At 69.8% G+C, this 24,433-nt stretch carries 13 protein-coding genes; 5 read left to right on the plus strand and 8 right to left on the minus strand.

The features are described from left to right. Window positions 1-187 precede the first annotated feature (187 nt). A complete protein-coding gene (gene fusA / locus BX266_RS26380) occupies window positions 188-2,278 on the plus strand; it encodes an elongation factor G (RefSeq protein WP_099903758.1) in 2,091 nt (696 codons plus the stop codon). 83 nt (window positions 2,279-2,361) lie between these two features. Here fusA and BX266_RS26385 read toward each other — a convergent pair whose 3' ends face one another. The 3 genes from BX266_RS26385 to BX266_RS26395 all read right to left on the minus strand — a co-directional run bounded on the left by BX266_RS26385 (window position 2,362) and on the right by BX266_RS26395 (window position 6,030). Further along, on the minus strand, window positions 2,362-3,042 hold the full coding sequence (locus BX266_RS26385; protein WP_099903760.1) for a hypothetical protein: 681 nt from the start codon (window positions 3,040-3,042) through the stop codon (window positions 2,362-2,364). A gap of 282 nt (window positions 3,043-3,324) precedes the next feature. Further along, entirely contained in the window at window positions 3,325-5,385 is a 2,061-nt protein-coding gene (locus tag BX266_RS26390) for a phosphocholine-specific phospholipase C (protein WP_099903762.1), read from the minus strand. Between the two features lie 231 nt (window positions 5,386-5,616). Further along, entirely contained in the window at window positions 5,617-6,030 is a 414-nt protein-coding gene (locus tag BX266_RS26395; RefSeq protein WP_099903764.1) for a nuclear transport factor 2 family protein, read from the minus strand. 136 nt (window positions 6,031-6,166) lie between these two features. Here BX266_RS26395 and BX266_RS26400 point away from each other — a divergent pair, with 136 nt between their 5' ends. After that, on the plus strand, window positions 6,167-6,733 hold the full coding sequence (locus BX266_RS26400; protein WP_099903766.1) for a PadR family transcriptional regulator: 567 nt from the start codon (window positions 6,167-6,169) through the stop codon (window positions 6,731-6,733). 37 nt (window positions 6,734-6,770) lie between these two features. On the opposite strand, the gene BX266_RS26405 is transcribed toward BX266_RS26400, so the two are convergent. Next, complete coding sequence (locus BX266_RS26405) at window positions 6,771-7,688, minus strand: LysR family transcriptional regulator (protein ID WP_259464857.1); 918 nt, start codon at window positions 7,686-7,688, stop codon at window positions 6,771-6,773. A gap of 245 nt (window positions 7,689-7,933) precedes the next feature. Here BX266_RS26405 and BX266_RS26410 point away from each other — a divergent pair, with 245 nt between their 5' ends. Next, window positions 7,934-8,629: a type 1 glutamine amidotransferase domain-containing protein gene (locus tag BX266_RS26410; protein ID WP_099903770.1), complete on the plus strand. Its 696-nt coding sequence runs from the start codon at window positions 7,934-7,936 to the stop codon at window positions 8,627-8,629. A gap of 86 nt (window positions 8,630-8,715) precedes the next feature. On the opposite strand, the gene drmB is transcribed toward BX266_RS26410, so the two are convergent. From drmB to BX266_RS26430, 4 genes are read right to left on the minus strand one after another with little or no spacing between them, the layout of a single operon-like run. Next, window positions 8,716-10,566 (minus strand): DUF1998 domain-containing protein, encoded by a 1,851-nt coding sequence (gene drmB, locus BX266_RS26415; RefSeq protein WP_099903772.1) that lies wholly within the window; start codon window positions 10,564-10,566, stop codon window positions 8,716-8,718. A 3-nt stretch (window positions 10,567-10,569) separates the two neighbouring features. After that, window positions 10,570-13,794 (minus strand): helicase-related protein, encoded by a 3,225-nt coding sequence (locus tag BX266_RS26420; protein ID WP_099903774.1) that lies wholly within the window; start codon window positions 13,792-13,794, stop codon window positions 10,570-10,572. Beyond that, window positions 13,791-15,713, minus strand: a complete 1,923-nt coding sequence (locus BX266_RS26425; protein ID WP_099903776.1) for a UvrD-helicase domain-containing protein — start codon at window positions 15,711-15,713, stop codon at window positions 13,791-13,793. Before BX266_RS26425 ends, BX266_RS26420 begins: the two co-directional genes overlap by 4 nt. Next, window positions 15,710-20,494 carry a DEAD/DEAH box helicase gene (locus BX266_RS26430; RefSeq protein ID WP_099903778.1) on the minus strand — a complete coding sequence of 1,595 codons (4,785 nt, stop codon included), beginning with the start codon at window positions 20,492-20,494 and terminating at the stop codon, window positions 15,710-15,712. Before BX266_RS26430 ends, BX266_RS26425 begins: the two co-directional genes overlap by 4 nt. 849 nt (window positions 20,495-21,343) lie before the next feature. Here BX266_RS26430 and BX266_RS26440 point away from each other — a divergent pair. Beyond that, window positions 21,344-23,431 (plus strand): helix-turn-helix transcriptional regulator, encoded by a 2,088-nt coding sequence (locus BX266_RS26440; RefSeq protein ID WP_099903782.1) that lies wholly within the window; start codon window positions 21,344-21,346, stop codon window positions 23,429-23,431. Next, a complete protein-coding gene (locus BX266_RS26445) occupies window positions 23,428-24,405 on the plus strand; it encodes a hypothetical protein (protein WP_099903784.1) in 978 nt (325 codons plus the stop codon). Before BX266_RS26440 ends, BX266_RS26445 begins: the two co-directional genes overlap by 4 nt. The last annotated feature ends 28 nt before the right edge of the window (window positions 24,406-24,433 follow it).

A 24,433-nucleotide genomic window follows, 5' to 3' on the forward strand; every position in this document is an offset into this window, starting at 1 on the left:
GCGGCCGGTGCCGGTAGGAACCACGAGCTCTCCCGTCCTTCCTTCCCGTCCCGCCGGCCCGTTCGAGGGCCGCCGGTGGGCGCGTGCGCGCCGACCGTGAGATCGGGCGGGGAGGGACGGTCCGAGGCTCGTGGCGCCGTGAATCGCGCTGCCGATTCCAGGAAAGAACCCCGAAGGGCCCCGGGCCATGCGCACCGACCTCATCACCACCAGCACCAGCACCAGCACCACCACCGCTGTCGCCACCGCGATCGGCGTGGTCCGCAACCTCGGCATCCTCGCCCACGTGGACGCCGGGAAGACCACCGTGACCGAGCGCGTGCTGTTCCTGACGGGCGCGACGCACAAGCGCGGCGAGGTCCACGACGGCACCACCGTCACCGACTTCGACCCGCAGGAGCGCGACCGCGGCATCACGATCTCCGCCGCCGCGGTCAGCTGCCGGTGGGACGGCCACCTGCTGAACCTGATCGACACCCCGGGCCACGTGGACTTCGCCGACGAGGTCGAGCGCTCGCTGCGCGTGCTGGACGGCGCGGTGGCGGTGTTCGACGCGGTGGCGGGCGTCGAGCCGCAGAGCGAATCGGTGTGGCGGCAGGCCGACCGGCACGGGGTGCCCCGGATCGCGTTCGTCAACAAGATGGACCGGCCCGGCGCGGACCTGGACGCCGCCGTCGCGTCCGTCCGGGAGAAGCTGCACCCGGTGCCGCTGGCCGTGCAGCTGCCGATCGGCCGGGAGAGCGGGTTCACCGGCGTCGTCGACCTGGTCGAGCTGCGCGCGCTGACCTGGCCGGACGGCCCCGAAGGCGTCGAAGGCGTACAAGTGGGCGAGGTCCCGGCGGAGTTGGCGGACGAGGCGGGTCGGCGGCGGGCCGCCCTGGTGGAGGCCGTCGCCGAGCTGCACCCCGGCGCGCTGGAGGAGTACTGCGCCACCGGCACGCTGGCGGGCGGCACCCTGCGCCGTGCGCTGCGTCACCTCACGGGCGACGGGCAGGCCGTGGTGGTGCTCTGCGGTTCGGCGTACCGCAACCGCGGCATCGAGCCGCTGCTGGACGCGGTGGCGGCGTACCTGCCGTCCCCGCTGGACGTCCCGTCGGTGCGCGGGGAGTTCGACGGCGGCGTGCTGGAACGCGCCGCCGATCCCGAACAGCCTTTCTCCGCGCTGGTGTTCAAGGTCTCCGCGAGCACCACTGGGCGGCTCAGCAGCCTGCGCATCTACTCCGGCACGCTACGGAAGGGGGACACCGTGCTCGACGCGCGCACCGGCCGCACCGAGCGGATCGGCCGGATCCTGCGGGTGCAGGCCGACCGGCACAGCGAGACCGACACGGCCGTGGCCGGGGACATCGTCGCGGTGGTCGGGCCGAAGGCGGCCAAGGCCGGCGCCACGCTGTGCGCCCCGGGCGCGCCGCTGGTGCTGGAACCGGCGGTCGCCGCCGACCCGGTGGTGACCGTCGCGGTCGAGGCCAGGCGTTCGGTCGACAGCGACCGGCTGGCGGCCGCGCTGGCCAGGCTGGCCGAGGAGGACCCGTCCCTGGTGGTCGGGACCGACCCGGAGAGCGGGCAGCGGGTGCTGTCCGGCATGGGCGAACTGCACCTCGAGGTCGCGGTGGAGAAGCTCCGCCGGGCCGGGCTGGAGGTCACCGTCGGACGGCCGAAGGTCGCCTACCGGGAGACCCTCTCCGCCACGGTGGCCGGCCTGGTCCTGCGGCACGTCAAACAGGACGGCGGCGCAGGGCAGTTCGCGCACATCGTGGTCGACGTCGCGCCGCTCGGCGAACCCGGGACGGACGGCTTCGAGTTCCGCTCCGCCGTCACCGGCGGGCGGGTCCCGCAGGAGTTCGTGCAGGCCGTCGAGGCGGGCTGCCGGGACGCCCTGGCGGACGGCCCGCTCGGCCACCCGGTCACCGGGGTCCGGGTCACCCTCACCGACGGGTCGACCCACGTCAAGGACTCCAGCGACCTGGCGTTCCGCACCGCCGGGCGGCTCGCCCTGCGCGAGGCGCTGCGGCGCGGCGGGCCGGTGCTGCTGGAGCCCGTCGTGGAGGTCACCGCCACCGTCCCGCCGGACAGCGTCGGCGGTGTCCTCGGCGACCTGGCCGCCCGGCGCGGCCGGGTGCAGGGCTCCGACCCGCGCGGCGGCAGCGCCGTGCTGACGGCGACCGTGCCGCTGGCCGAACTCTTCGGCTACGCGGGCGCCTTGCGCGGTCGCACGCAGGGCCGGGGCACGTTCACCACCCGGCCCGCCGGGTACGCCGTGGCGCCGCGCGAGCAGTAGGCGCGGCCGCTGCCCGGCCCCGTTCGGTCCGCCGGACGGGGCGGGGCCGGCTGTACTGACCGTGGCCCGGCGTTGCGCCGCAGTCAGTGCAGCCAGCCGCGCTCGGCGGCGCGGGCCCCGGCCTGGAAGCGGCTGCGGGCGCCCAGCACCTCCAGGGCCTCTGCGGTCAGCCGTCTGACGGTCCGGTCGGAGACGCCGAGCTTTCGCGCCGCCACCACGTCGGTGTCGCCCGACCGGAGGATCCGCAGCAGCGCGTAGTGCTGCGCCGTCATGCCGTTGCCGTCCCGTCCCCGGGCGTGGCTCAGCGGCGCGGCGCCCTGCCACAGCTGCTCGAACAGCGCGCACAGCGCGGCGACCGGGCCGCGGCCGTGCAGCACGGCGGCGGTGTCGGGCCGGTCCGGGTCGAGCGGGAGGACGGCGGTGTGCCGGTCCACCACGGTCATCCGGATCGGCAGCGCGGTCGCGGTGCGCACCTGCCCGCCGAGCCGTACGAGGTGCTGCGCGTGGTCGAGGGTGGGCCGGTGGGCGCGTGCCGAGTCCAGGTACAGGGCGCGCACCTCGACGCCCCGGGCGAGCGCGTCCTCGGCCGGCGGCTGCCGGTCGGGACGGTCGTCGGGGACGACCACCAGCAGCTGGGTGCGGGCCGCGGCGTCGAGTTCGGCGAGGCGCACCCGGACGGCATCGGCTCCGAGCAGGGGTTCGGTTCGGACCGGGGATCCGTCGGCGGTGGTGTCGCGACCGACCGCACCGAGGGCAGCAGGCATCTCAACCGCCGTTCGGAACGCGGTGGTTGTGGCGGCCGTGGCCGGGACAGCTCACCGTGTGCATCGCCGCCGTTCCTCCACCTCTCCGACCGTTCAGCCTAGGTCTAGACCATTGGGGCGGTTGGTGTCAAAGGGCATGCGAACCAGCCGGGTTCGCCGACCCGAGCGATGAAGTGCTGCCGATGGCAACGGGGTTGCCGCGGACGGCAGCCGGCCCGGACGCCGATGGGCGTCCGGGCCGGGGGAGTTGCGGTGGCCGGGGGGGTGGCGTGGACGGGCGGGTCAGTAGGTGACGATGCCCGGGTCCGAGAGGGACGGGGCGCCGGTCTCGACGTGACCGGCCAGGCGGCGGACGAAGTCGGCGCTCTGGTCGGAGGTGATGGTCAGGTCGTACCAGTGCCGGCAGGTGGAGAGGTTCGCGGTGAAGCTGACGGTGGCGCCGCGGGCGACCGTGACGGTCTGCGGCGTGCCCGCGTAGGCGTTGCTGACGGTGAGGACCGCGGTGGCGCTGGCCGGGTTGGTGAAGGTCAGGTCCAGGTTGCCGGTGGCGGCGTTGTGGCGGGCGGTGACCTCCGGGCCCGCGGTCTTGCCGGGGTTGCGGAAGCGGCGCAGGAACCCGTTCGGGCCGAACACGGTGAGGTCGGTGACGCCCTTGGAGTACGTGGTGTTCCAGGCGTCGGAGACGGACTTGCCGGCCTCGGCGGTGTACGTCCACGGGCCGTCGGTGCGGTTCGCCGAGGTGATCAGGAACTGGGCGCCCGCGGCCGCGCCGCCGCTGAACGTCAGCGCGTACTTGCCGGTCGACACGTCGGCCGAACCGTCCACGTAGGGCGCGTACTTGAGCGGACGGGTGGGCTTGGCGCCGGCCTCCTGCTTCGGCATGGAGCCGGTCGCGGGCGGGGTCGGCACGTAGTCGGCGTGCCGATTGCCGTCGGCCGGCTTGTAGGCCGCGGTGGACGGCAGCGAAGCGGGGGCGGCGTTCGACGCGGTGAAGTCGAAGGCCGAGGTGAGGTCGCCGCAAATGGCGCGCCGCCAGGGCGAGATGTGCGGCTCCATGACGCCGAAGCGCTGCTCCATGAAGCGGATGATCGAGGTGTGGTCGAAGGTCTCCGAGCAACTGTAGCCGCCGGTGCTCCACGGCGACACCACGATCATCGGCACCCGCTGCCCGAGGCCGTACGGCCCGGCCGCGTAACTCGCGTTGCCCGCGAACCAGTCGGCGCCCGTGGCGACGGTGGACAGGCCCTGGCCGGCGGAGGACGGCGGGAACGGCGGCACCACGTGGTCGAAGAAGCCGTCGTTCTCGTCGTAGGTGATGAACAGCGCGGTGCGGGCCCACACGTCCGGGTTGGAGGTGAGCGCGTCCAGCACCTGCGAGACGTACCAGGCGCCGTAGTTGGCCGGCCAGTTGGGGTGCTCGGTGTACGCCTCGGGGGCGGCGATCCAGGAGATCTTGGGCAGCGTCCCGGCCTGCACGTCGGCGCGCAGCTTGTCGAACAGCCCTTCGCCGGCCTTCGCGTTCGTGCCGGTGCGGGCCTTCTCGTAGAGCGCCGAACCGGGCTGCGCGTTGCGGTAGTTGTTGAAGTAGAGCAGCGAGTTGTCGCCGTAGTTGCCGCGGTAGGGGTCGCTGATCCAGCCCCAGGAGCCGGCCGCGTTCAGACCGTCGCCGATGTCCTGGTAGATCTTCCAGGACACGCCCGCGGCCTCCAGCCGCTCAGGGTAGGTGGTCCAGGAGTAGCCCGCCTCCTGGTTGCCGAGCACCGGGCCGCCGCCGGTGGCGTCGTTGCCGGTGTAGCCGGTCCACATGTAGTAGCGGTTCGGGTCGGTGGAGCCGATGAACGAACAGTGGTAGGCGTCGCAGAGGGTGAAGGCGTCGGCGAGCGCGTAGTGGAACGGGATGTCCTGGCGGGTCAGGTACGCCATCGTGGTGGCCGTCTTGGCGGGCACCCACTGGTCGTACTTGCCGTTGTTGAACGCCTTGTGGCCGCCCGCCCAGTCGTGGTTCAGGTCCTGGACGAACTGCATGCCGAGGTCGTTGACCTGCGGCCGGAACGGCAGGATCTCCTTCTTCGCGCTGTTGGTCTGGTACCAGACCGGCTTTCCGCTGGGCAGCGTCACCGGACGCGGGTCGCCGAAGCCGCGGACGCCCTTCATCGAGCCGAAGTAGTGGTCGAAGGAGCGGTTCTCCTGCATCAGCACCACGATGTGCTCGACATCCTGGATGGTGCCCGTCGTGCCCTGCGGGGCGATCGACGCGGCCCGCGCGATGCTGGGAGCCAGCGAGGAGAACGCGACGCTCGCGCCGGCCAGTTGGAGGAAACGGCGCCGATTCAGTTCAGCCATGGGTGAATCGCCTCTGCGGGTGAGGGGTGGGTGGGCGGTGCCCCTCAGGACAGCGCGCCCGGGGTACCGCCCGGCGGCCCGCTCGTGACTGACCGGCGTACGTCAAACGAACGCCTTGAGTTGTTCGGACAAGTCCGCCCAGCTTGTCCCCATCTTGTACAGACAAGGTCATTCGACCTGTCCGGGACGGGGATTGACGGCGCCTCGACCCGCCACTGGTGAGTCGACGTGCTACTGCGCGTCGGCGGCGAGGGTCTCCGCAGTCGCCTCGGCGGTGATCCGGTCGAACTGGGCGCCCATCGCCTCCGCCAGCGCGTGGGCGGCCGACAGCGGCCGGACCATCACGGTGAACTCGTCGATCAGCCCGTCCTCGTCGAAGTGCAGGAAGTCGCAGCCGTGCACCTCACGACCGTCGACCGTCGCCCGGAACACCAGCGCGTGGTCGCGGCCGCCCGGGTCGGCGATCTCCCGCTCGTACCGGAAGTCCTCGAAGACCCGCAGCACCGCGCGCAGGATCGCGGCCGTGATCGGCTTGCCCGGGTACGGCTTGAACGCGACGGGGCTGCTGAACACGACGTCGTCGGCGAGCAGGGCGATCACGGCCTGCTCGTCACGGGCCTCGACGGCCTGGCGGAACGGGTGCATGGCGGGTCTCCTGGATAGTCACAGAATTGACTAGGTGTACCCGGGAGTATCGGCCCGTCCTTGCTTGCTGTCCAGCGTTTCACGACCACCTTCAGCCAGTCGCAGAGTTGACCAGGTCGGTGCTAGCTTGAGCGGCATGGCACTGCGGAACGCGCTGATGGCCGCCCTGCTGGAGGGCGAAGCCTCCGGGTACGACCTCGCCAAGGGCTTCCACGCCTCGGTGGCGAACTTCTGGGCGGCGACGCCGCAGCAGCTGTACCGCGAACTGGACCGGATGGCGTCGGACGGCCTGGTCAGCGCCCGCACCGTCCGCCAGGAGAAGCGCCCCGACAAGCGCCTGTTCTCGCTCACCGAGGCCGGCCTGGCCGCCGTCCGCGCCTACACCGCCGAACCGCCGGCCCGGCCCAGCACCATCCGGGACGAACTGCTGGTCAAGGTGCAGAGCCTGGACGCCGGCGACGCCGCGGCCGTCCGCACCGCGATCATCGAACGAATGGAATGGGCGCGCGGCAAACTCGCCCGCTACGAACGCCTGCGCCACCGCCTGCTGGACGGCCGCACCGAGGAGCAGCACCTCAACGAGGCCGAACGGGTCGGCCCCTACCTCACCCTGCTGCGCGGCATGGAGTTCGAGCGCGAGAACCTGCGCTGGGGCGAGTTCGCGCTCGGCGTGCTCGACCGGCGGGCGGCCCTGCGCGCCTGACCCCTACTCACTTGGTCACTCACTTGGTCGACCAGGTTCACCAGGCGCGGGCGGCGGCCAGCAGACGCTCCCGGACGACCGCCAGGTGCGGGTTCGGCGCCGGGTCCGGACGGTGCACCAGGTAGGCGGTGTTGATCGGCGGATCGTCCGGCAGGTGCAGCGGGACGAGCGCGCCGGACGCCAGCTCCGCCCGGCACAGGTACTCGGGCAGCACGCTCCAGCCCGCGCCCGCCACCACGGCAGCCCGGACGGCGCGCAGGTCGGGCACCGTCACGGCGGCCCGGGCGTGCAGGCGGCGCCCGAACACGTGCCGCCAGTAGCGGCGGACGATCGGCAGGTCGTCCGCGTAACTGACCAGCGGCAGCCGGGGCAGCGCCGCCGCCAGCTCCTCGGCGGCCGCACCCACGGGCCCGGGGCTGGCCGGCCAGTCCGGGGCGGCGACCAGCACGAACTCCTCGTCCGCCAGCGGCTCCGCGAGCAGCGCCCGGCCGGTCGGTCGCCGGGTCGCCACCACCAGGTCGTGGCGGCCGGCGCGCAGCTCCGCCAGCAGCGGATCCGTCAGCCCGGCGGACACCCGCAGTCGCACCCCGTCCGCGACCAGCGGCGCGAGGGCGGCGAGCAGCACGGTGCCGATCAGCTCGGCCGGGCCGGCCAGGTGCACCGGCTCCGCGGGAGGGTGCTCGTCCGCCGCGCCGGCCAGCCGGTCCAGCGGCTCCGCGACCCGCGCGGCCAGCTCGTCCGCGGCAGGCAGCGCCGCCGCCCCGCGCGCCTGCCGCTCGAACAACTCTCGCCCCTGGCGCTGCTCCAGGGACCGGACCTGCGCCGTCACCGTCGACTGCGACAGCCCCAGCTGCCGGGCCGCGGCCGTGAACGAGCCCAGGCGGTACACCGCGAGGAAGGTGCGCAGCTGGTTGAGGTCCGGCTGGCCGCCGGGTGCGAGGGCGTGATCCTGCACCGAGTTCACCGAGTTCACCGAGTTCACCGAGTGCGTGGAGTTCGTTGGGTCGGTGGGACTCGGACGCTGACCCTGACGCCGACGCGGGCGTGATCGTTCATCTGACGAGCGTACCGGCGGTGTGGCCGCGCCAGCCATCGGAATGTCGATGGCAGCCATCGGTGCTGCCATTGGCAACCGATGGCTCGGCCGGTCTACGGTCGATCCGTACCGTGACGCACCCCGACCCGTTCAAGGAACGTGACATGTCGAAGATCCTGTTCGTGATGACCGGCGCCGACCACTGGACCCTGAAGGACGGCACCCCGCACCCCACCGGCTACTGGGCCGAGGAGGTCGCCACCCCCTACCGCGCGCTGCGCGACGCCGGCCACGAGATCGCCGTCGCCACCCCGGGCGGCGTCGTCCCGCCGGTCGACCGGGGCAGCCTGGAGCCCGGTGCGAACGGTGGTGCCGAGCAGGCCCGCGAGGTCGCCGACACGCTCGCCGCCATGACCGAACTCCAGCACCCGCTCGCCATCGCCGACGTCGACCTCGCCGACTGGGACGCCGTCCTCTACCCCGGCGGCCACGGCCCGATGGAGGACCTCTCCGCCGACGCCGACTCCGGACGTCTGCTCACCCTCGCCCTGGCCTCCGCCAAGCCCCTCGCCGTGGTCTGCCACGGCTCCGCCGCGCTGCTCGCCGCCGTCGACCAGACCGGCCGGAACACCTTCGCGGGGCGCCGCGTCGCCGCCTTCACCGACGAGGAGGAGACCCTCGCCGGCCTCGCCGACCGCGCCAAGTGGCTGCTGGAGTCCCGCCTCACCGAAGCCGGCCTCACCGTCGACACCGCCGCCCCCTGGACCCCGCACGTGGTCGTCGACGGCAGCCTGATCACCGGTCAGAACCCGGCCTCCTCCGGCCTGCTCGCCGACGAGCTGATCAAGCAGCTGGCCTGAGAGCACTGGCTGCGACCGGATCCGGTCCGGGGCATGGTGTGGGGGCCCCACAGCATCTGCTGTAGGGCCCCCACGCCCTCCCCCGATCAGAAGTAGCCCGGTGCGGACCCGTCGAGCGCTCCGACCAGCGCCGCCCGGTCGAGCAGGATGTTGTTGTTCTCGCAGCTGGTCTCGGGCAGCAGTACACAGGCGTGGCAGGCCGCGAGGTTGAGACCGTCCGCGCCACCCGCCTCGGTCTCCGCGCACAGCGGATCGTTCGAGCACCAGCCGGCTCGATGCAGAGCCGACCGGAGCGAGCGGTCCAACCGGTCCGGCTCGCCCTGGGCGACGATGCCGCCCAGACTGCCCGCCGAGTCGTTGGTCGCGGTGTAGATCAGGACGCCTGCCATCTCGTCGTCCACGTACAAACGCTCGCGAAGTGCGGCCGCCGGATAGCCGGCATCCAGGCTCCACTCGTTGATCAGGACATGAGCCAGCGTGTGCAGGAGCAGGAAGCGCGGAGTGGCGTGGGACCGGGGCATCGGCCGATCCGAGCCGGTGCCGCGACTGCGCAGCAGTCTGTCGTGGTTCTCGCGCACCCGACTCGCCCGTTCGACCGGGCCGGACAAATGTTCCCAATCCCGGAGTCGATCAGCGTCCAGTCGCAGGAACACCCCCTCGCCCCGGACCTCGATGGCGGGAAGCCAGCTCGGCCGCACGTTCGAGATCGGCGCATGTCGAGGCAGTACGGCCGGACTGGGCTCCTCGATCCGGGTGAACGACTGGAGCGCCCGAACCTCGCGCAGGCGCTTCACGAGCATCACCTGTGCCAGGCCGTGCGAGTCCAGTACGGGCCCGGTCGGATCGACGGGGGGCTCGCAGACGAAGTCCTGTTCCTCGTCTGCGTTCTCGGAATGCGCAACGGTGAGGCTGCGGTACTCGTCCCGATAGAGCGTCGTACGTGCCGAACCGAGCTCCTCCGACAATGCCTCCGTCCGTTCCCCCGTTTGCGTGGTCGCGTCCTCCGCCGCGCGTCGCTGCCGGATCAGCGCGACGACCTCGTCGGGATCGTAGGAGGGGTGGCGCGCCAGAACCTTCTCGATGCGTAGGTAGGTACGAATGGCCTCGGCGTTCTCGTCCTTCAACTTGCTGTATAGGCGGGCGGCGAGTTTTGCGTGACCCTCGCTCCACGGGGGGATGGACAATGCCGAGTGCGCGACCGGGAACCAGACGGACGAGGAGCCGCGCTGCAAGGTACGCGGTTGCTCGGTGCATGCCTCTGTCGGTGCGTCCTTCAGCCAAGGGGACCGCCCTCCACAGCGGATACCCAACTCCTTCAGGGCCTGGCGACGGAACGACCCCTCCATCGATGCGGAGGCGCCGCAGGAACAGGCGATCAGCACGGAGCGGAGTGAGGCGGTCGACCCGGTCGACGTGAGGGTCAACTCTCCGGCGCAGGAGGTGACTTCGGTCCGCTCGCCGCCGCGATGGACCCACTTCCAATAGGGGAAGTCCTCCAAGTGCCCGTTTGCGCAGGCCATTACGAAACGCGACGGCACCAGGCTCTCCTGGCAGGTCGAGCATTCGGCCTTTCCCGCAGGGGAGTTGAACTTTCGGAAGGGCTGCAGGGCGTTGCAGCGCGGGCAGGAGTACCACTCGGGGAAGCGCACTGCCCGAACGCCGTCCCTCGCCCGGTCCGGGTCGGGCGCGGGCGGCAGCCGGAACTCGTTCACATGCAACTGGTCGGACAGCCGCGGCTCCACGACGATCGGGGCCTGGGAAATATCCCAGGAGTCGATGCCGCGGACGAGGAAGGACTCGTTGTCGACCGCGATCATGGCACCGACGCCGTAGGTGGTGATCAGCTGTGCGCGGCGGATCTCACCGAGGCGACGGGCCGCTCTCACCGGCCCCGAGACGAGGCTCCGACGGCGGCTACGCGAGGGAACGGGGGTCATGATTCAGCGCTCCTCGAAGAAGGTGGACGAGGCATCGACGTCGCGTAGGCTCCACAGAGTGGGCCAGGCATCCGAGGCCTCGTCCTCGTAGCCGTTCAGTAGCGCAGGCGCGTGGGTGCCCCGAGGCGCCTCGTAGACCAGACCGGGATTGTTCTCGGCGAGCCACCTCCATTCGTCGACGAAGTACTCGAATGCCTCGGTGGTTGTGCGGAGTTCGCTCGGATCGACCACGGCAACCCGGTCGAGGAGGACCGTCGCGACGACGCTGTTCAGGCCCTCGAGGAAATCCTCGATCCTGCCCGCCGCCTCGTTCGGCCGTGCAACTGGTAGCAACAGCCGGGCCAGCGCCACGACCACCGCGTGCAAGCCGCGGTCCCTGGCCCGGGCCGAGAACGGCGTCACGCTGGTCGACTCGACCTCGCGGTACAGCGCGGAGTGGAAGTGCTGGAAGTCCTCGTAGTGCGACCGGTCGCGGGAACGGGCGGAGTTGAGCATCACGGCCACCAGCCCCGGGTGCTGCCGGCCGACGCGGCTGGTGGCCTGAATGTACTCGGCGGTGGTCTGCGGCTGGCCCATGACCGCCATCAGACCAAGCCGGTCGACGTCCACACCGACCGAGATCATGTTGGTGGCCAGCAGGACGTCGAGGACGTCCCGCTCCGGAAAGGAGCGTTCGATCTCCTTCAACCGGCGGGAAATGTCACTGGAATTGGCCCGGCTGCTCAACTCGGTGATCGCATCGACCCGACGCCGAACGCCGTCGTCGCGGACCGACAGATAGTCGAGCCGCTCCTGGACGTCGTCCAGCACCTGGAGCTCGGCGGCGGACAGCAGCCGCAGGCTGTTGAAGTAACCGACCAGCGTCCAGTACGCGTCCTTCACCTCCGGGGCGCCCTTTGCGGTCTGCGCCCGGTGCAGCAGCGCCGCGTAGACCCGGATCAGCAGCGTCGTCTGACTGGTGCTGGAGGTCAACAGGCCCACGTACCGGCGGGCCGCTTTGCGCTCCCGGGGTGTCTCGACCGCGAACCAGGAGTCACGGGAGTCCAGGCCCGCAGGCGGGAACTGGTCGACCCGGCGGGCGAACAACCTGGCACCCTGCTCGTCGGCGCGGCGGATGGTCGCGGTCGACGCGACCACCTTGGGACAGCCCGCGAGGGCGTCCACGGCCGTCTCGTAGAGGCCGGTCAAGGTACCCAATGGGCCCGAGATCAGGTGGAGTTCGTCCTGGACGATAAGTTCCGGCGGCCGAGTGCCGGCGGGTGCGTCCAGGTTGAACAGGGCCGCCGACTCGGGGCGCCACGGAAGCGACGCGAACTTGTCGACGGTGGCGATCACCAGAGTGGGGCGGGCCCGGTAGACGGCATCGTCGACCAGGTGCACCGGCAGACCGGTGCGGAAGTCGCAGTCGACGGACGGACAGGCGATCGTCATCCGGCCCGCGGCCTCGTCAACCGCGTAGTCGATCGGGGACAGCGGTTCGCCGCACCACGGGCAGGTGCGCAACTGGACCGGGTTCTCGGTCGCCAGGTCCAGCCGCGGGTTGGCCCACAGCTGTTTCAGCTTCTCGGCCGCCACGGACAGGCGGTTGGGGGTGGCGGACCGGCCCACCCACATGCCGATCGAAATCTCCTCGCCACCCAGCATCTTTGGGTCGGCCGCCCGGATCCTTTCCATGGCGCAGATCAGTGTGGCGGCACGTTCGAACTGCTGGAGCGTCAGGAGCCGCAGCGTGTAACGCATGAGGACGGTGACACCCCCGCCCAGTCCACCGTCGCGCACGCGGCGCAGGAAGGTGGTGAAGGCGATCAGCCCGAGGTAGGCCTCGGTTTTGCCACCACCGGTGGGGAACCAGAGCAGATCGGCAACGTCCCGGTCGTCGTGTTCGGGATCGACAATGCCCGCCAGGCAGATCAGGACGAAGGAAATCTGGAACGGCCGCCAGCGACCTGACGAGACGTCGGGACGCCCCGTTCTGCCGCCCTTGATCCAGGCAGTCCGGGCGCGCTGCTCCGCCATGGCGAGATTTGTCAGCCGAAAGGCGCGCAGGATCTCGGGCCGGTTCGGATCGGCCAGCAGGCCCACACCCTCGTGCATCCGGCGGAGGGTGCGGCGACATCGCTCCAACTGCTCGGCTGCGGCCGGGCCGTGCTCGGTGTCGGCCAGCGACAGGCTCTGTTCAGCCAAGCCGTCGATCCACTCGCGGTATCCGTCGAGCATCCGGTGCAGGGCCTGGACGACCTCATCGGTGGGCGCGGTGCCGAGACCGCGCATGGTAAGTGCCTCGGTGGAGATCGCCGGGTTGGAGTCGGTCAGCAGCACCTCGTGGGAGGGTACGAACTCGGTCCGGACGACGGCGACTGCCGCGAGCTTGTTGTCCTTCGACCCGATAGGTGGAGGTGTCCAGTCCCAGTGCGCGGCGCAACCATGCCCGATGGCGAAGCTCGGCACGTGCCGGTGCAGCATTCGGCTGAGCGCAAGTTCACGGTCGGCGGTGCCGTCGACTGCAGGCCGCGCCACGAATGGAGGCTCTGTGCCCTCCGCGGCAGTAACTTCCAGGGCCGGTTGGTAGAAGCAATGCGCGTCGCGCAGGTCGAACTGTCCCACCTCGTGGGTGTTCACCACGGTCGCCGTGACGGTCACCGTACCGTGCTGGTCCGAGGCAGGGCGGACCAGGACCCGGAGGTCGAGACCGGGGTGGAGCGGGGCCGGCGGCTTGACGAACCCGGGCACCGTCACATCCAGGACCACGGGTTCGAGAGGCAGTTGGACACGCCGCCAGTGTTCCTTCTGCGCCCCGGTGCTTCGGGCCTCGGTCCGGCGCGCGGCGACCGGGTGACCGTTCTCGTCTTCCGGCAGGTAGACCGCCGCCCGGACAGTGAACCGCAGCCGCGGAGCGACACGGGGGTTCACCGCGAAGGTCAGTCCGAATGACGAGGGCATCCGAATGTTGGCCAGCGACACGCCCAGATCGACAGCATCGTCGTCGGTGCCGCGGGTGATCGGCACGCTGTCCAGACCGTCCTGCGCATGCTCCTGTTCTGAAGGTTCGCGGTGGCCCTCGTCCGGCCGGGTACGGGGGAACAACACCCCGACCGGGTACATGGTGATCGGTGCGTCGCCGCTGAGCACCTCCTCCGGACCACCCACGGGGCCGAGCAGATCGTCACGCAGCGACTCCGAGAGGGCGTCGCGCAAGGCGTAGTGGGCTTGGTGGATCGACTCGCTCACTCTGTGCTCCCGCCGGTTCCGTCCGTCTGCCCGTTGTACCAGTGGAACCGCCCCAGTCCACTGACCCGCGGAGCCAACCACACCCCGTGCTCGCCCAAGCCCGCTCGTTCGGTTGCGGCAGGGTCGCCCGCCACACTCTCCACACAGTCGACCCGCAGCCCCGAGATGAGCGGCGGCCAGTTCTCCACCGATGCGTTCAGGTTGCGGCGGAGCATCCGTTGCAGATCGGTGCGGAACCGCTCCGAGACGACGGCGATCCGGCGGCCCGCGACCACCACGGCATACGGGGGCGACTGGTCGGCGGCCACCGGAATCGTATGGAGCAGCTCCAGTTCGGCGGGGTCGCCGACGGACACCCCGGTGCGCAGATGCTCCGTCAAGTCCCGGGCGTCCGCGAAGAAGTCCTCGGTGCCGGGTGGCAGGGAGTGCGAGACATCGTCGCCCAGAAGTTCGATGCCGTTGCGAGCCCAGGAGCTGCGGCCGCCCAGGTACCAGCGGTCAAGCCGCCGGTCCTTGCGCACCAGCCAGGAACTCGGTGCGTCGAGAACGTACAGGTCGTCGCGTGCCCGGGTCATTGCCACGTACAGCAGTCGGGCCTCTGCCGCCGGGTCGTAGTCGTACTTCTTCTTCTCCACCCGGCGAGGTGCCTTCAGTGTCCGCGGTTCGACCACCAGGACCCGGTCGAACTCCAGGCCCTTGGCCCGATGCACGGTAGACACGACCACCGGGGCGGATCGAACGGTGGTCAGTTCGTCGGGCAGCCGCTGTTCGGCGAGTGCCCGGTGCAATGCGGGGACCTCCACGGTTCCGCGCGGTCCACCTGCGACCTTGCGCACCGAACGCCACAGTGAACCGGGCGAATCCTCCCTCGGCAGTTTCAGTTCGGCGAGAAGCTCACGGAAGCGATCCTCACTCAGCAACGAAGCCCCGGTGACACCCAATAGTTCGGCCAACCACGGTGGGGCGGAACGCTCCCGTGCCGATCGCTGCAGAGTGTGAGGGATGCCGGCGTTGGACAGCAGCCCCGAGAGGGTCAGCACCTGGCCGTTGTCCCTGCACAGCACCGCCGTGGTGCCGGGATAGTCGCGCAGCGCGTGCTGTACGTACTCCTCGTCCAGGCTGCCGAAGTTCTGTGTGGTCAGGAGCAGCGAACGAAGGTCACCATGGATGCGCTCCGCCTCCTCCGCGGCTCGCGCCGGGTCGCGTGACAGTCGATGCAGACGGGCACCGTGCGGTAGAGCGATGCGGGCCAGGTCGGTTCGGGCACGGAAGTTGTCGCTGAGGTGCAGCTCGGCCAGGTCCTCGCCGAAACTGGCTCGAACCCAGTCCAGGAACCGATCGGTCTCCTCGGCCCGTTGGTCCGGATCTGACACCTGAAATCCGTAAACAGCCTGTGCGGAGTCGCCGACCACCGTGAATCCGGACTCCTCCTGGAACCGGTCGAGCAGCGCCTCTACCATCTCCCGACGCACCCCGACGAGATCCTGTACCTCGTCGATGACCACGTGGGCGGGTACCCCGTGCTCTCCGACCTCCACTGCTCCGTGATCGATCGCCTCGATGGCGGCCTCGATCCGACCGTCGAAGTCGACCGTGGACCAGTCGGGCTCCGGGTACGCACGGGCCAGCAGCGCCGCTGCCCAGGCGTCGAAGGTTTGCACCCGGACCCGCTGCGCGGCAGTCGCGTGCCGCTCGATCCGCTCGGTCAACTCGCGCACTGCGGCTCGGGAGAAGCTGAGCACCAGGATCTCGCCGGCTTCCAACTCCTCCCGTTCCACCAGGGCGTCGAGCCGTCGGACCAAGGTGTACGTCTTGCCTGCACCGGCCCCGGCGGTGACCAGGACGCGGGCGTCCCAGGGCTGGTCCACCACAGTCTGCTGCTCAGCGGTCAGTGGGTGCTCCTCGACGAAGGCGCTCACCTGGCCTCACTCCACAGGTACTCGAAGTCGGTGAAGGCGAGCTTCTCGCCGTAGTTGGTCACATTGTCCCGGACGTTGAGGATCAGGCAGGTCTCCTTGCCGCCGTTGCGGGGGCCACGTAGGCCGCGACCGATCATCTGCTGATAGATGTGCGCGCTGTACGTCGGTCGGGCCACCACCACCGCGCGGGTCGCCGGGGCGTCGAAGCCCTGGGTGAGCACGCCGTAGTTGGTGATCACCTGGATCCTTCCCTTGCGGAAAGCGTCGATCCGCTGCCGGCGCTCCGCGATCGGGGTGTTCGCGTCGATCGCCGATGCGGTGATCCCGCGGTCACCGAGCTTGGCGGCGAGGAACTTGGCGTGTGCTACCGACGTGGCGAACACCAGGACCGGCCAGTCCGCGGGCAGACCGGAGATCTCGTCCACGATCCGCTGGTTGCGTTCATGGTCGTCGGCGAGCCGCTGCTCGGCGCCCTTGGGCAGGGTGGCGAACCTCTCGGACTGCCTCAACTCGTCGGCGCTCAGGGAAATCTGGCCGCCCGCCAGCTCCCGATGCTTTACCTGGGCCAGCACACCCAGTCCCTGCAACTGCTTGATGGCTTGCTCCAGATCTCCCTGGAACACGTTCGCGTCGATCCGCTCACCGAAGCGCTGAACGAGCAGCCGGGTCAGCTCCTCGTTGTTCCGGTACGGTGTTGCGGTGAGCCCGACCAGGTGCCGCCCGGTCCGATGGTGCGTCAGATCCAGCAGAGCGAACAGTTCGGTGAAGCGCGGGGACATCGCGGTGTGCGCCTCGTCGACCACGACCAGCGAGGTGCTCTCCCGCAGCCAGGCGTAGTCGACGGTGTCCAGGCAGCGGGCCAGCTTGGCGTCCGTGGCGACCACCAGGTGCGGCCGACCGTCCACCGGAGTTGCCTCGTTGCTCGACCAGAGTCGGCTGACCACCAGTGGCATCTCCGGCCCGACCTTCGACCACACGAACCTCCAGCTCTGCACGGCCTGTTCGCACAGCTCCTCGGTCTGTGCGATCCACAGCACCGGACCCGGCAGCTCCTCCCGTTCACGGATCCACCGGATGACGCCCTCGGCGGTGACGCGGGTCTTGCCGCCGCCGGTGGGCATGCCCAACATTCCGCGCCGCGGCGCCGGGCTTTCCAACAACTCCAACAACGACTGCGCGAGCTGTTCCTGGTACGGGTGCAGGGACGGGAACTCGCTCGGCCCGTCGACTTCGAAGCGGGCGTCCAGGGACGGTACCCGCGCACCTGCGAAGGAGTCCGGGAAGTTCAGGTCCGCGACGAACCTGCGGGCCTTCTCACTACCGTTGAACGAACTCGGTGCGCGAGTCGGGAACTCCAACGACAGGTCCCGCTCGTGCACCCGGAGGATCGACTCGCCGTGCGAATTGAACGCCATCTCGGCGATCCGCCGCTCGCTCGGCTCCTCCCCGCCGTTCTCCTCCAACTCGCTGTCCAGCAGGCCCGGCGGCAGACCGCGCTGAAGGGCCTCGCGCCCGATCAGCAGGGCGATCTTGTCGATGACGCTCTCGCTCTCGCGGACCGCGTGCAGCCGTTCCTGCAACTGCTGGTTCTGCTCCTGGCGGTCCTGGTGTTCCAGGACCTGCCGACAACCGGCGGCGCCCCAGCCCCACTTGAACTCCGTGTCGGCTGCGACCAGTACCTGCAGCCGGTCGAGCGAGTCCAGCACGTACAAGGTATTGCCCTTCCGGGCCGACTTGATCGCGGTCGGCGTGCTGCCTGCAGAGGTGCGGACGATCCGGTCGAGGCTCGAACAACGCTGGATCTTCAGGTTGTTACCGGTATTGCCGAGCCGGGCCCGGGCCGTGGTGTACACGTCGAACAGCGGGATTGCGGCACCGACCTTGACGGGGGCGAGTTCCTTGGTGATGACGTCCGAGACTTTCGACATCCCCCATTCCTCGATCATGGCCTTCGCCGTCGCCGCATCCGTCCGGTCGGCGACCAGCAGCGCCGGCAACTGCTCACGCACCAGTTCCTCGTACTCGGCCTGGTTGGTTGCCACCGCGATGTCGCCGTCCAGGCGCTCCTCCCACCCGGCCCCGACCCGACACCGCGTCAGCACGCCCTCAGGGAAGCCGAAGCCGACCCGGAAGAGCTGGGCGTACGCGCGACCGACGAATGCGTCGTCCTCGCTCGTCAGCACCCGGTCCAGCAGTTTGCTCCAACGGTCGGCCGGTACTTCGTCGGCCGAGGTGGGCATGCCGAGTCGCCGGGCCAGGTCCGGGCCGATCGACGCCACTGGGAGCACCGCGGCGTACTCCTTCAACTGCGGGCCGACGGCCTCGGACACCCTGGTCCGGCCGAGTGAGGTGTTCACCAGACCGTACTTGTTGATCATCCAGCGGAACGGCGAGACGACAGCCTTGCGGGTGCCGGTCTGTGCGCCGTACTGGCTGGTCCACTGCTGGACGATGCCCAGCTCCGGGAGCGCGGAGACGAAGCCGGCCCGGCCTTCCTCGGAGAGCTCGCGCAGCAGGTGCAGCGGACCTGCGGTGGCGCTGCCCTCGACGGTCAACCGGCCGAGAGCGGGCCGGGGCGCGTTGGCCGGCAGTGTGCGCAGGTAGCCGTTGTGTACCAGCTCCCGGTACTCCTCGAACCACGGCTCCAGCTCGGGGCGGTGATTGGGGCTCGGCCGATCGGTTAGGCCGAGCTCGCGGAACACCGGACCATCACTGTCGTGGAAGGTCAGGTCGACGGCGATCGACGCGTCCCGGGTTCCGTCGCCTGGCACCACCGGACCGGGCAGGAAGCAGTCGCGCATGCGCCGGAACCGACCGTCCACCGTGCGCACCTGGAGGGTGTCCAGCGCCTTCGGCACCTTGGCGCGGATCCGCTCCACCTGCGCGCTGCCTCCGGCGCTGCGCAGCAGCACCCAGAAGTTCGTCCAAGCCTGACTGTCGTACAGGTCAAAGCCCTGGTCGAGCACGCCCTCGAAGCGGCCCTGGGCATCGGCCACCCGGATGCCGATGGCGTGAAGGTGCCGGGTCATCTCCGGCCGGCCGGAGATCCGCGGGTCGACGTAGACCATGTCGTCGCGCAAGGAGTCGTCCGAGGTCCGGTGAAAGATCTCGCCGGCCACCGGCGCGACCATTCCGTGTTCCTCCGTCAGCACGATGCGAGCCTTGCGTGCCTCGGCAGTCATGTCGGAGTCGCGAAGCAGCCGGTTCGTCTGATCGTGCGTCACCATTGCCGACAGGATCTCGATGGCGTGGCAGGACGCCTCAGGGGTACCGTCCGCGACCAATGCCTCCAACCACGTCCGGACGTCCTCCGGAGCGAGGCCGGCGGCCTCGAGGATGTGGTTCATCTTGCCGCGGCGGGTCTTGCTGTCGGCGAAGTCGATCGAGGGGTGCACCCAGTTGGACGGACGCCCGGGGTACTCCGACCAGATCCGCAGCCAGTCCTTCTCGAGGTTGGCCGGAGGGACGAGCAGGTCCCGTGGGATCCGGAGCACGCCGTTCTGGTCCGGCAGCGACGGACGCTGCGCGGCCATCGACCAGACCTGCCGGAGGAAGTGGTCGTCCGCCCAGTTCAGCTTCTCCTTGGTACGGCCGGGGAGAAGCGGGAGGTATGCAGCCGGGTCCTCGGCGGGCACCAGCGCGGGAAGGCTGTCGATCACCAACCGGGCCGCCACCTGAAGCAGTTCGAGGTTGAACGGACTGCCGTCGAGGAGGTGCTGCCTGTCCTCGTTCGTCTTCCACGGCGCGTTGAGGATGCCAGTCAGCGAGACCTCGTACTTGGTCGGGAAGAACGCCCAGAACTCGCCCTTGCCGACCGGCACGGTGTGCAGTGCGTTGCGCACCTCGTACTCGGGCACGGCCCAGGAGACGTCGACCATCGGACGGTCGTGCAGTTCGCCGGCGGTGTCGCGAACGTCGTCCGTGGGGGAGTGGGCGACCGAGAAGACCTTCCAGGACTCCGTGGTCGGCTTCGCGCCACGGGTGATCTCCTTGAGAACCCGGCCGATGCCCTTGCACTCAACGGTGATGTCCCGCCGCACCGGCGGCATGTTGCGGTGGTCGAGCAGCAGCACCTGCCCGACGTGCGAGGAGAACAGCTGGAAGTGGAACGGGAACGGCTTGATCTCCCGCCCGTCGCGGAACTTGTGACCGGTGATGTCGTACCCGAGTCGTTCCGCGGCGCCGGGCAGCAGCGGCAGCCGGACGACTGTGGTGGCCCACTGCAGAAGGCTCTCCAGCACCGAGTCGTCCGCGATCTCCTGCTGCCGGTCCAACGGCCGGGCCATCCGCAGCACTGGGGTGTCCATGCCCAACTCGCCACTCACCCCGAGCGCCTGGGCGATCTCCGCTGCGGACCAGTCGCGGTCGAATCCGAAGTCTCCGCTCTCGCTGAAGAACTGCGGGCTGTTGCTGACCGACAGCACCGACTTGACGCCAACACCGAACCGACCGATCTGCCCACCGCGCTTGCGGGACACGCTCATTCGCAGGATCGTCTCGGCGCCCTGCGGTGTGACGGGATTGCCTTCATTGGCGCAGTAGAGGTAGTCGTCCGTCAGGACAACGTGCAGTTTCCCCCCCGGGGTGGCGGCGATCTCGTCCGCCGCGTTCTGCACCAGCTCGAACAACTGCCTTTCCCCGTATCCGCCTTGAGTGATGCGGCGCTCCCCGTTCGCATGCTCCTGCACCAGGCCGGGGTCGACCCGGTAGGTCTCCAGGACGACGGCGGACTGACGGAGCACGGTGGCGATGACGGGAAGGGCGGACTGCGGGTCGGTCATGGAGAGGAGCACCTGTCTCGGGAGAAGCCCCGGCCGTGGATGGGGCGAGGTGAGGAGAGGAGCCCGGTGCCGGCACCGACATGTGCCGGCACCCGGGCAGGGTGGGACTCCGCGGTCAGCGCTCGACCGTGACGGTGGTGATGGTCGTGCGGGTTACGACCGTGGTGGTGGTCCTCGTAACCCCTCGCAGGACCTGCCGCTGAATGTGGCGCCGGTACGTGCGACGGGTACCCGGGCGGTGGGTGCCGAGGGGCATCGTGGGACGCACGCGCGACCGGCCGTGACGCGCCGTCCGCCGCGGGCGGGCGACAGAATGCAGCGACTCCCCCGTGCCGGAGGTCGGGGGAGTCGCTGCCGCTGCCCAGGCGCGCTGCTGCTGGAGGTACGCCTCGTGGTCGCGCATCAGCGCGGGCAGGTCGAGGCAGTTTTCACGGAGATACCTCTCCCTGCTTTCGTCATCCGGCTGTGCACGATAGTTCTCGACGTGACGAGCAACTCGCCTCAGGTGTGCCACTGTTTTCCCCGCCCTGTTCCGAATTTGGATATGGGTATGTCATGACCTGCGGTTCCCGGCCCCAACTGCTTCTCAAGGCGAGGGAGTTGGAGTTCCGCAGCCCTGACCTTAGCCGCCTCCGGCGGTTCCTGTCCACTTTCTCGTTCACGCTGCGGGAAAAGGGAGTCGCCATTGCGGATTCAGCTCGTTCCGCAGTTTTTCTCGATCCAATGCTGGCGCTCATGGAGGGCGGCTGCGTCAAAGATGATTTGACGAGTGTGGCCCTGTCAAGCGGACTGATACTCTGTCGATGTGCGGCACCTGGAGCGGCCGGGGGCGGGATCGGAAGAGGAACGATGGAGGAGAGCGAACACTTCGGTGCTTGGCTCGGTCGCCAACTGCGACGGAGCGGGATGACGCAGGTGCAGTTCGCCGAGGAACTGGGCCTGACACGGGCGGCGGTATCGGCGTGGGTGACCGGACGGGCACAGCCGAGGCCTGAGCTCATGCCGAGGATCGCCCAGCTCCTCGATACGGATCTCGCCACCGTGGTCATCAGGGACACCGACGCGGGTTCGGCCCGTCCGGTCACCTGGCACCACCGGCTCGCGCACGCGGATGGTGGGCGCGAGTACGGCAACGCGGCGGCGTTCGCCTTCGACGCCAACCTGGCTGTGCTGGCGCGTGAGGCGACCCAGAACAGTATGGACGAACGGTACGACACTGCGAGGCCGGTACGGGTGCGTTTCACTCTCCACGAGTTGACGGGGGAGCACCTCAACAAGTTCCTGACTGCGCTGAAGTGGAACGAGCTGGAGCCTCACTACGACGTGGCGGCCCGATCCCGGCAGAAGGTCGGCCGGGTGCTCGCCGAGGGTCTGCGCCTACTGCGGGAGGAGTCCTCCCTGCTCCTGCTGAGGGTCGACGACTACAACGCGTCCGGCCTCACCGGGCCGGAATACGGCGACGGTCGGTTCGCCGCAGTGGTGCGACGGCAGCTGGACAGCCACAAGCGCGACGATCGGGCGGGCGGCTCCTACGGCCTGGGAAAGGCCACCCTGTGGGCGACCAGCCGGCTCGGTCTGGTACTGATCAACAGCACACTGTCGGAGAGCCACGAAGGCCGGACGGCACGCCGAGTCGTGGGTCGCCTCGACTTGCCGTGGCGGGTGGTCGACGGGGTCGCGTATGCCGGGCCGGCGTGGCTCGGCGAGCCGGACACCGAGAAGGAGCACGAGAACGTGTCCCGCTCCTGGTGGGCCGACGAGCGGACGGTCGCGGACCTCTGGTTGGAGCGTGACAACGACGAACCCGGCACGTCGTTCCTGATCGTCGGGGCCCACGATGCTGCAGGGCGCAGCAGCACGTTGAAGGAGACTTACGACGCCTTGGTCGAGGCGCTGTCCGACAACTTCTGGGCCGCCATGACCTCCGGTCGCTCGACCTCTGCGGTGCTGGAGGCCTCGGTACGGGCGATGAAGGACGGGGTGACCGTTGTCGAGGAACGCCGGATCGACCCGACGGAGCGTCATCCCGCGCTCACCCGTGCTCTGCGGGCTCACCTGGACGGCGAGACCGTCCCAGAACTAACCGCTGCGGACCAGGTCGTGGCTGCTGACGTGGTGCTCGACGTTCCCGCGCTGCGTTCGGCCGGACGCGGAGGGGGAAGTCACGAACACCGGACCGTACTGCTGGTGACGCCCGCGGACGACTTGGACGTCGAGCACAGCCGCATCGTGTGCATGCGCGGTACCCGGATGACGGTGACGACCAGGCGCCCGCGCAGCCTCGGGCTCGGGGTGGACCCTTTCCAGGCGGTACTGCTCGCTGGATTCGCCACCGGGGACGACGATGAGTCGGTACGTGCCGCCGAGGCGTTCCTGCGGGCCGCCGAGCCGCCGGAGCACGACCGGTGGGGCACCACCGAGGAGCTCACCGCGACGTACCTCAACGCGCCGCGCAGGCTCACCGAGTTCAACACGGCTGTCGATGCCGCCCTACGGACGGTGGTCGGGCGGCGTGCGATGCAGCCGACCGGCGACGGCCCCGAGGTGCTCCGCAACCTGTTGCGCCTCGACCTCCCGGCCGCCGGCGGGCGGCGGGGAACCGAGGGGTACCCGGTGGTGGACCGGGTGGCCGGCCGGGTGGACGCCTCCGGTTCGTGGACCCTCGAAGTGACCTTGAAGGTCCCGCAGCGTGACGATCCTTGGCAGCTCGTACCGATCGCCAAGTTCGACGTCCGTTCCGGAAGCAGGCCCACACTCACCTGGGCCGAACTGACGGCGAACGAGAACTGCCGAGTGGTCGACGGCAGGATCGTCGTGGAGCCCGATGTGCGGTCGGCCAGGTTCTCCGGGGTCACCGCAGTTGCCAGCCACCCCGTCCCGGCGCGGTTGGCCGGCGTGGTCGTCGACATCCGTCACGCCCAGGAGGCTTCGGCATGAGCACTGTGTACCCGTACCCGACCCTCGTAGGGCGGATCGACGTCGATGTGCGGCAGGCCGGTATCGACGGGAAAGCGTTGCCCTTCTCGCTGATCTCGAAGCGGGAACAGGTGGTCGCGCTGCACCTGGCCGGGCGCGACGACTGGGCAGAGGCCACCCTCGAACTGGAGGTCGCGCTGCCCGACGACGAACTGGCCGACGGCCCCTGGGCTGCTGTCGGTTGCGTGGCCGTGCTGACCGAGGGCACGACCAACGCCCGCACTGTTACACGGCTCGAACGTCGACGCGGCGACACGCGATGGCGGGGAGAGGTGCGCGTCCGCCGATCCATGTACGTGGCCCGCGCTGTTCTTCAGGTCAGCGTAGTTGGCTCCTACGACGGCATCGACGGGCGCGTCATCGGTACCGGCGACTTGCCCTGGGTGGTGGACCTCCTCGCTCGTGCAGCCGTCCGACAGCGCGATATCGAGATTGTTCAGGAGGACTTCAGGGACGGCCCCCAGGATTGGCTCAGGCCGTTCAAGGACGCCCCATGGTTGGTCGAGACTGCCGGTGAGTTGCCCACTGTGCTGCTCAACTCCTCATTCGAAGGACTCGGGGCACTGCTCGACGGTGCCCGGGGCCCGCTGGAGAAGGCGGCGGCCGGGCTGATCGCCACCCAGATCGCCGGCGACGCGTGGACCGCGATGTTCCACTCGGCTGTCGGAGACCTCGAGGTCGACGAGGACGGGACCCCACAGGTCCCGGACGGCTGGAAGGAACCGGTGCTTCGCGCGATGCTCCCGGACGTCTTCCCGGGGCTGCCCCTCGTGGATGCCCTTGTGGAGATCCACAGCCGCCGAACCGAAGGCCACGGGTGGGCCGAACTGCAGTCGCGAATCCAGTTTGCGGCGTCGCGCCGGGCCCAGACCCCGAAGAACCTGACCACCGCTCTTCGCGCGCTGTCCCGACCCCAGGAAGGCGGAACCCGTTGAACCGGCCTGCTGCTGATGTTCCCGATCG

The sequence above is a fragment of the Streptomyces sp. TLI_171 genome (genome assembly GCF_003610255.1).
Lineage (GTDB): Bacteria > Actinomycetota > Actinomycetes > Streptomycetales > Streptomycetaceae > Kitasatospora.

Excerpts from the sequence above, each read along its gene's own strand:
- fusA (WP_099903758.1), top strand. The coding sequence starts at position 188 with ATGCGCACCGACCTCATCACCACCAGCACCAGCACCAGCACCACCACC.
- drmB (WP_099903772.1), bottom strand. The coding sequence starts at position 10,566 with ATGACCCCCGTTCCCTCGCGTAGCCGCCGTCGGAGCCTCGTCTCGGGG.
- BX266_RS26400 (WP_099903766.1), top strand. The coding sequence starts at position 6,167 with ATGGCACTGCGGAACGCGCTGATGGCCGCCCTGCTGGAGGGCGAAGCC.
- BX266_RS26430 (WP_099903778.1), bottom strand. The coding sequence starts at position 20,494 with ATGACCGACCCGCAGTCCGCCCTTCCCGTCATCGCCACCGTGCTCCGT.
- BX266_RS26445 (WP_099903784.1), top strand. The coding sequence starts at position 23,428 with ATGAGCACTGTGTACCCGTACCCGACCCTCGTAGGGCGGATCGACGTC.
- BX266_RS26385 (WP_099903760.1), bottom strand. The coding sequence starts at position 3,042 with ATGCCTGCTGCCCTCGGTGCGGTCGGTCGCGACACCACCGCCGACGGA.
- BX266_RS26440 (WP_099903782.1), top strand. The coding sequence starts at position 21,344 with ATGGAGGAGAGCGAACACTTCGGTGCTTGGCTCGGTCGCCAACTGCGA.
- BX266_RS26395 (WP_099903764.1), bottom strand. The coding sequence starts at position 6,030 with ATGCACCCGTTCCGCCAGGCCGTCGAGGCCCGTGACGAGCAGGCCGTG.
- BX266_RS26410 (WP_099903770.1), top strand. The coding sequence starts at position 7,934 with ATGTCGAAGATCCTGTTCGTGATGACCGGCGCCGACCACTGGACCCTG.
- BX266_RS26390 (WP_099903762.1), bottom strand. The coding sequence starts at position 5,385 with ATGGCTGAACTGAATCGGCGCCGTTTCCTCCAACTGGCCGGCGCGAGC.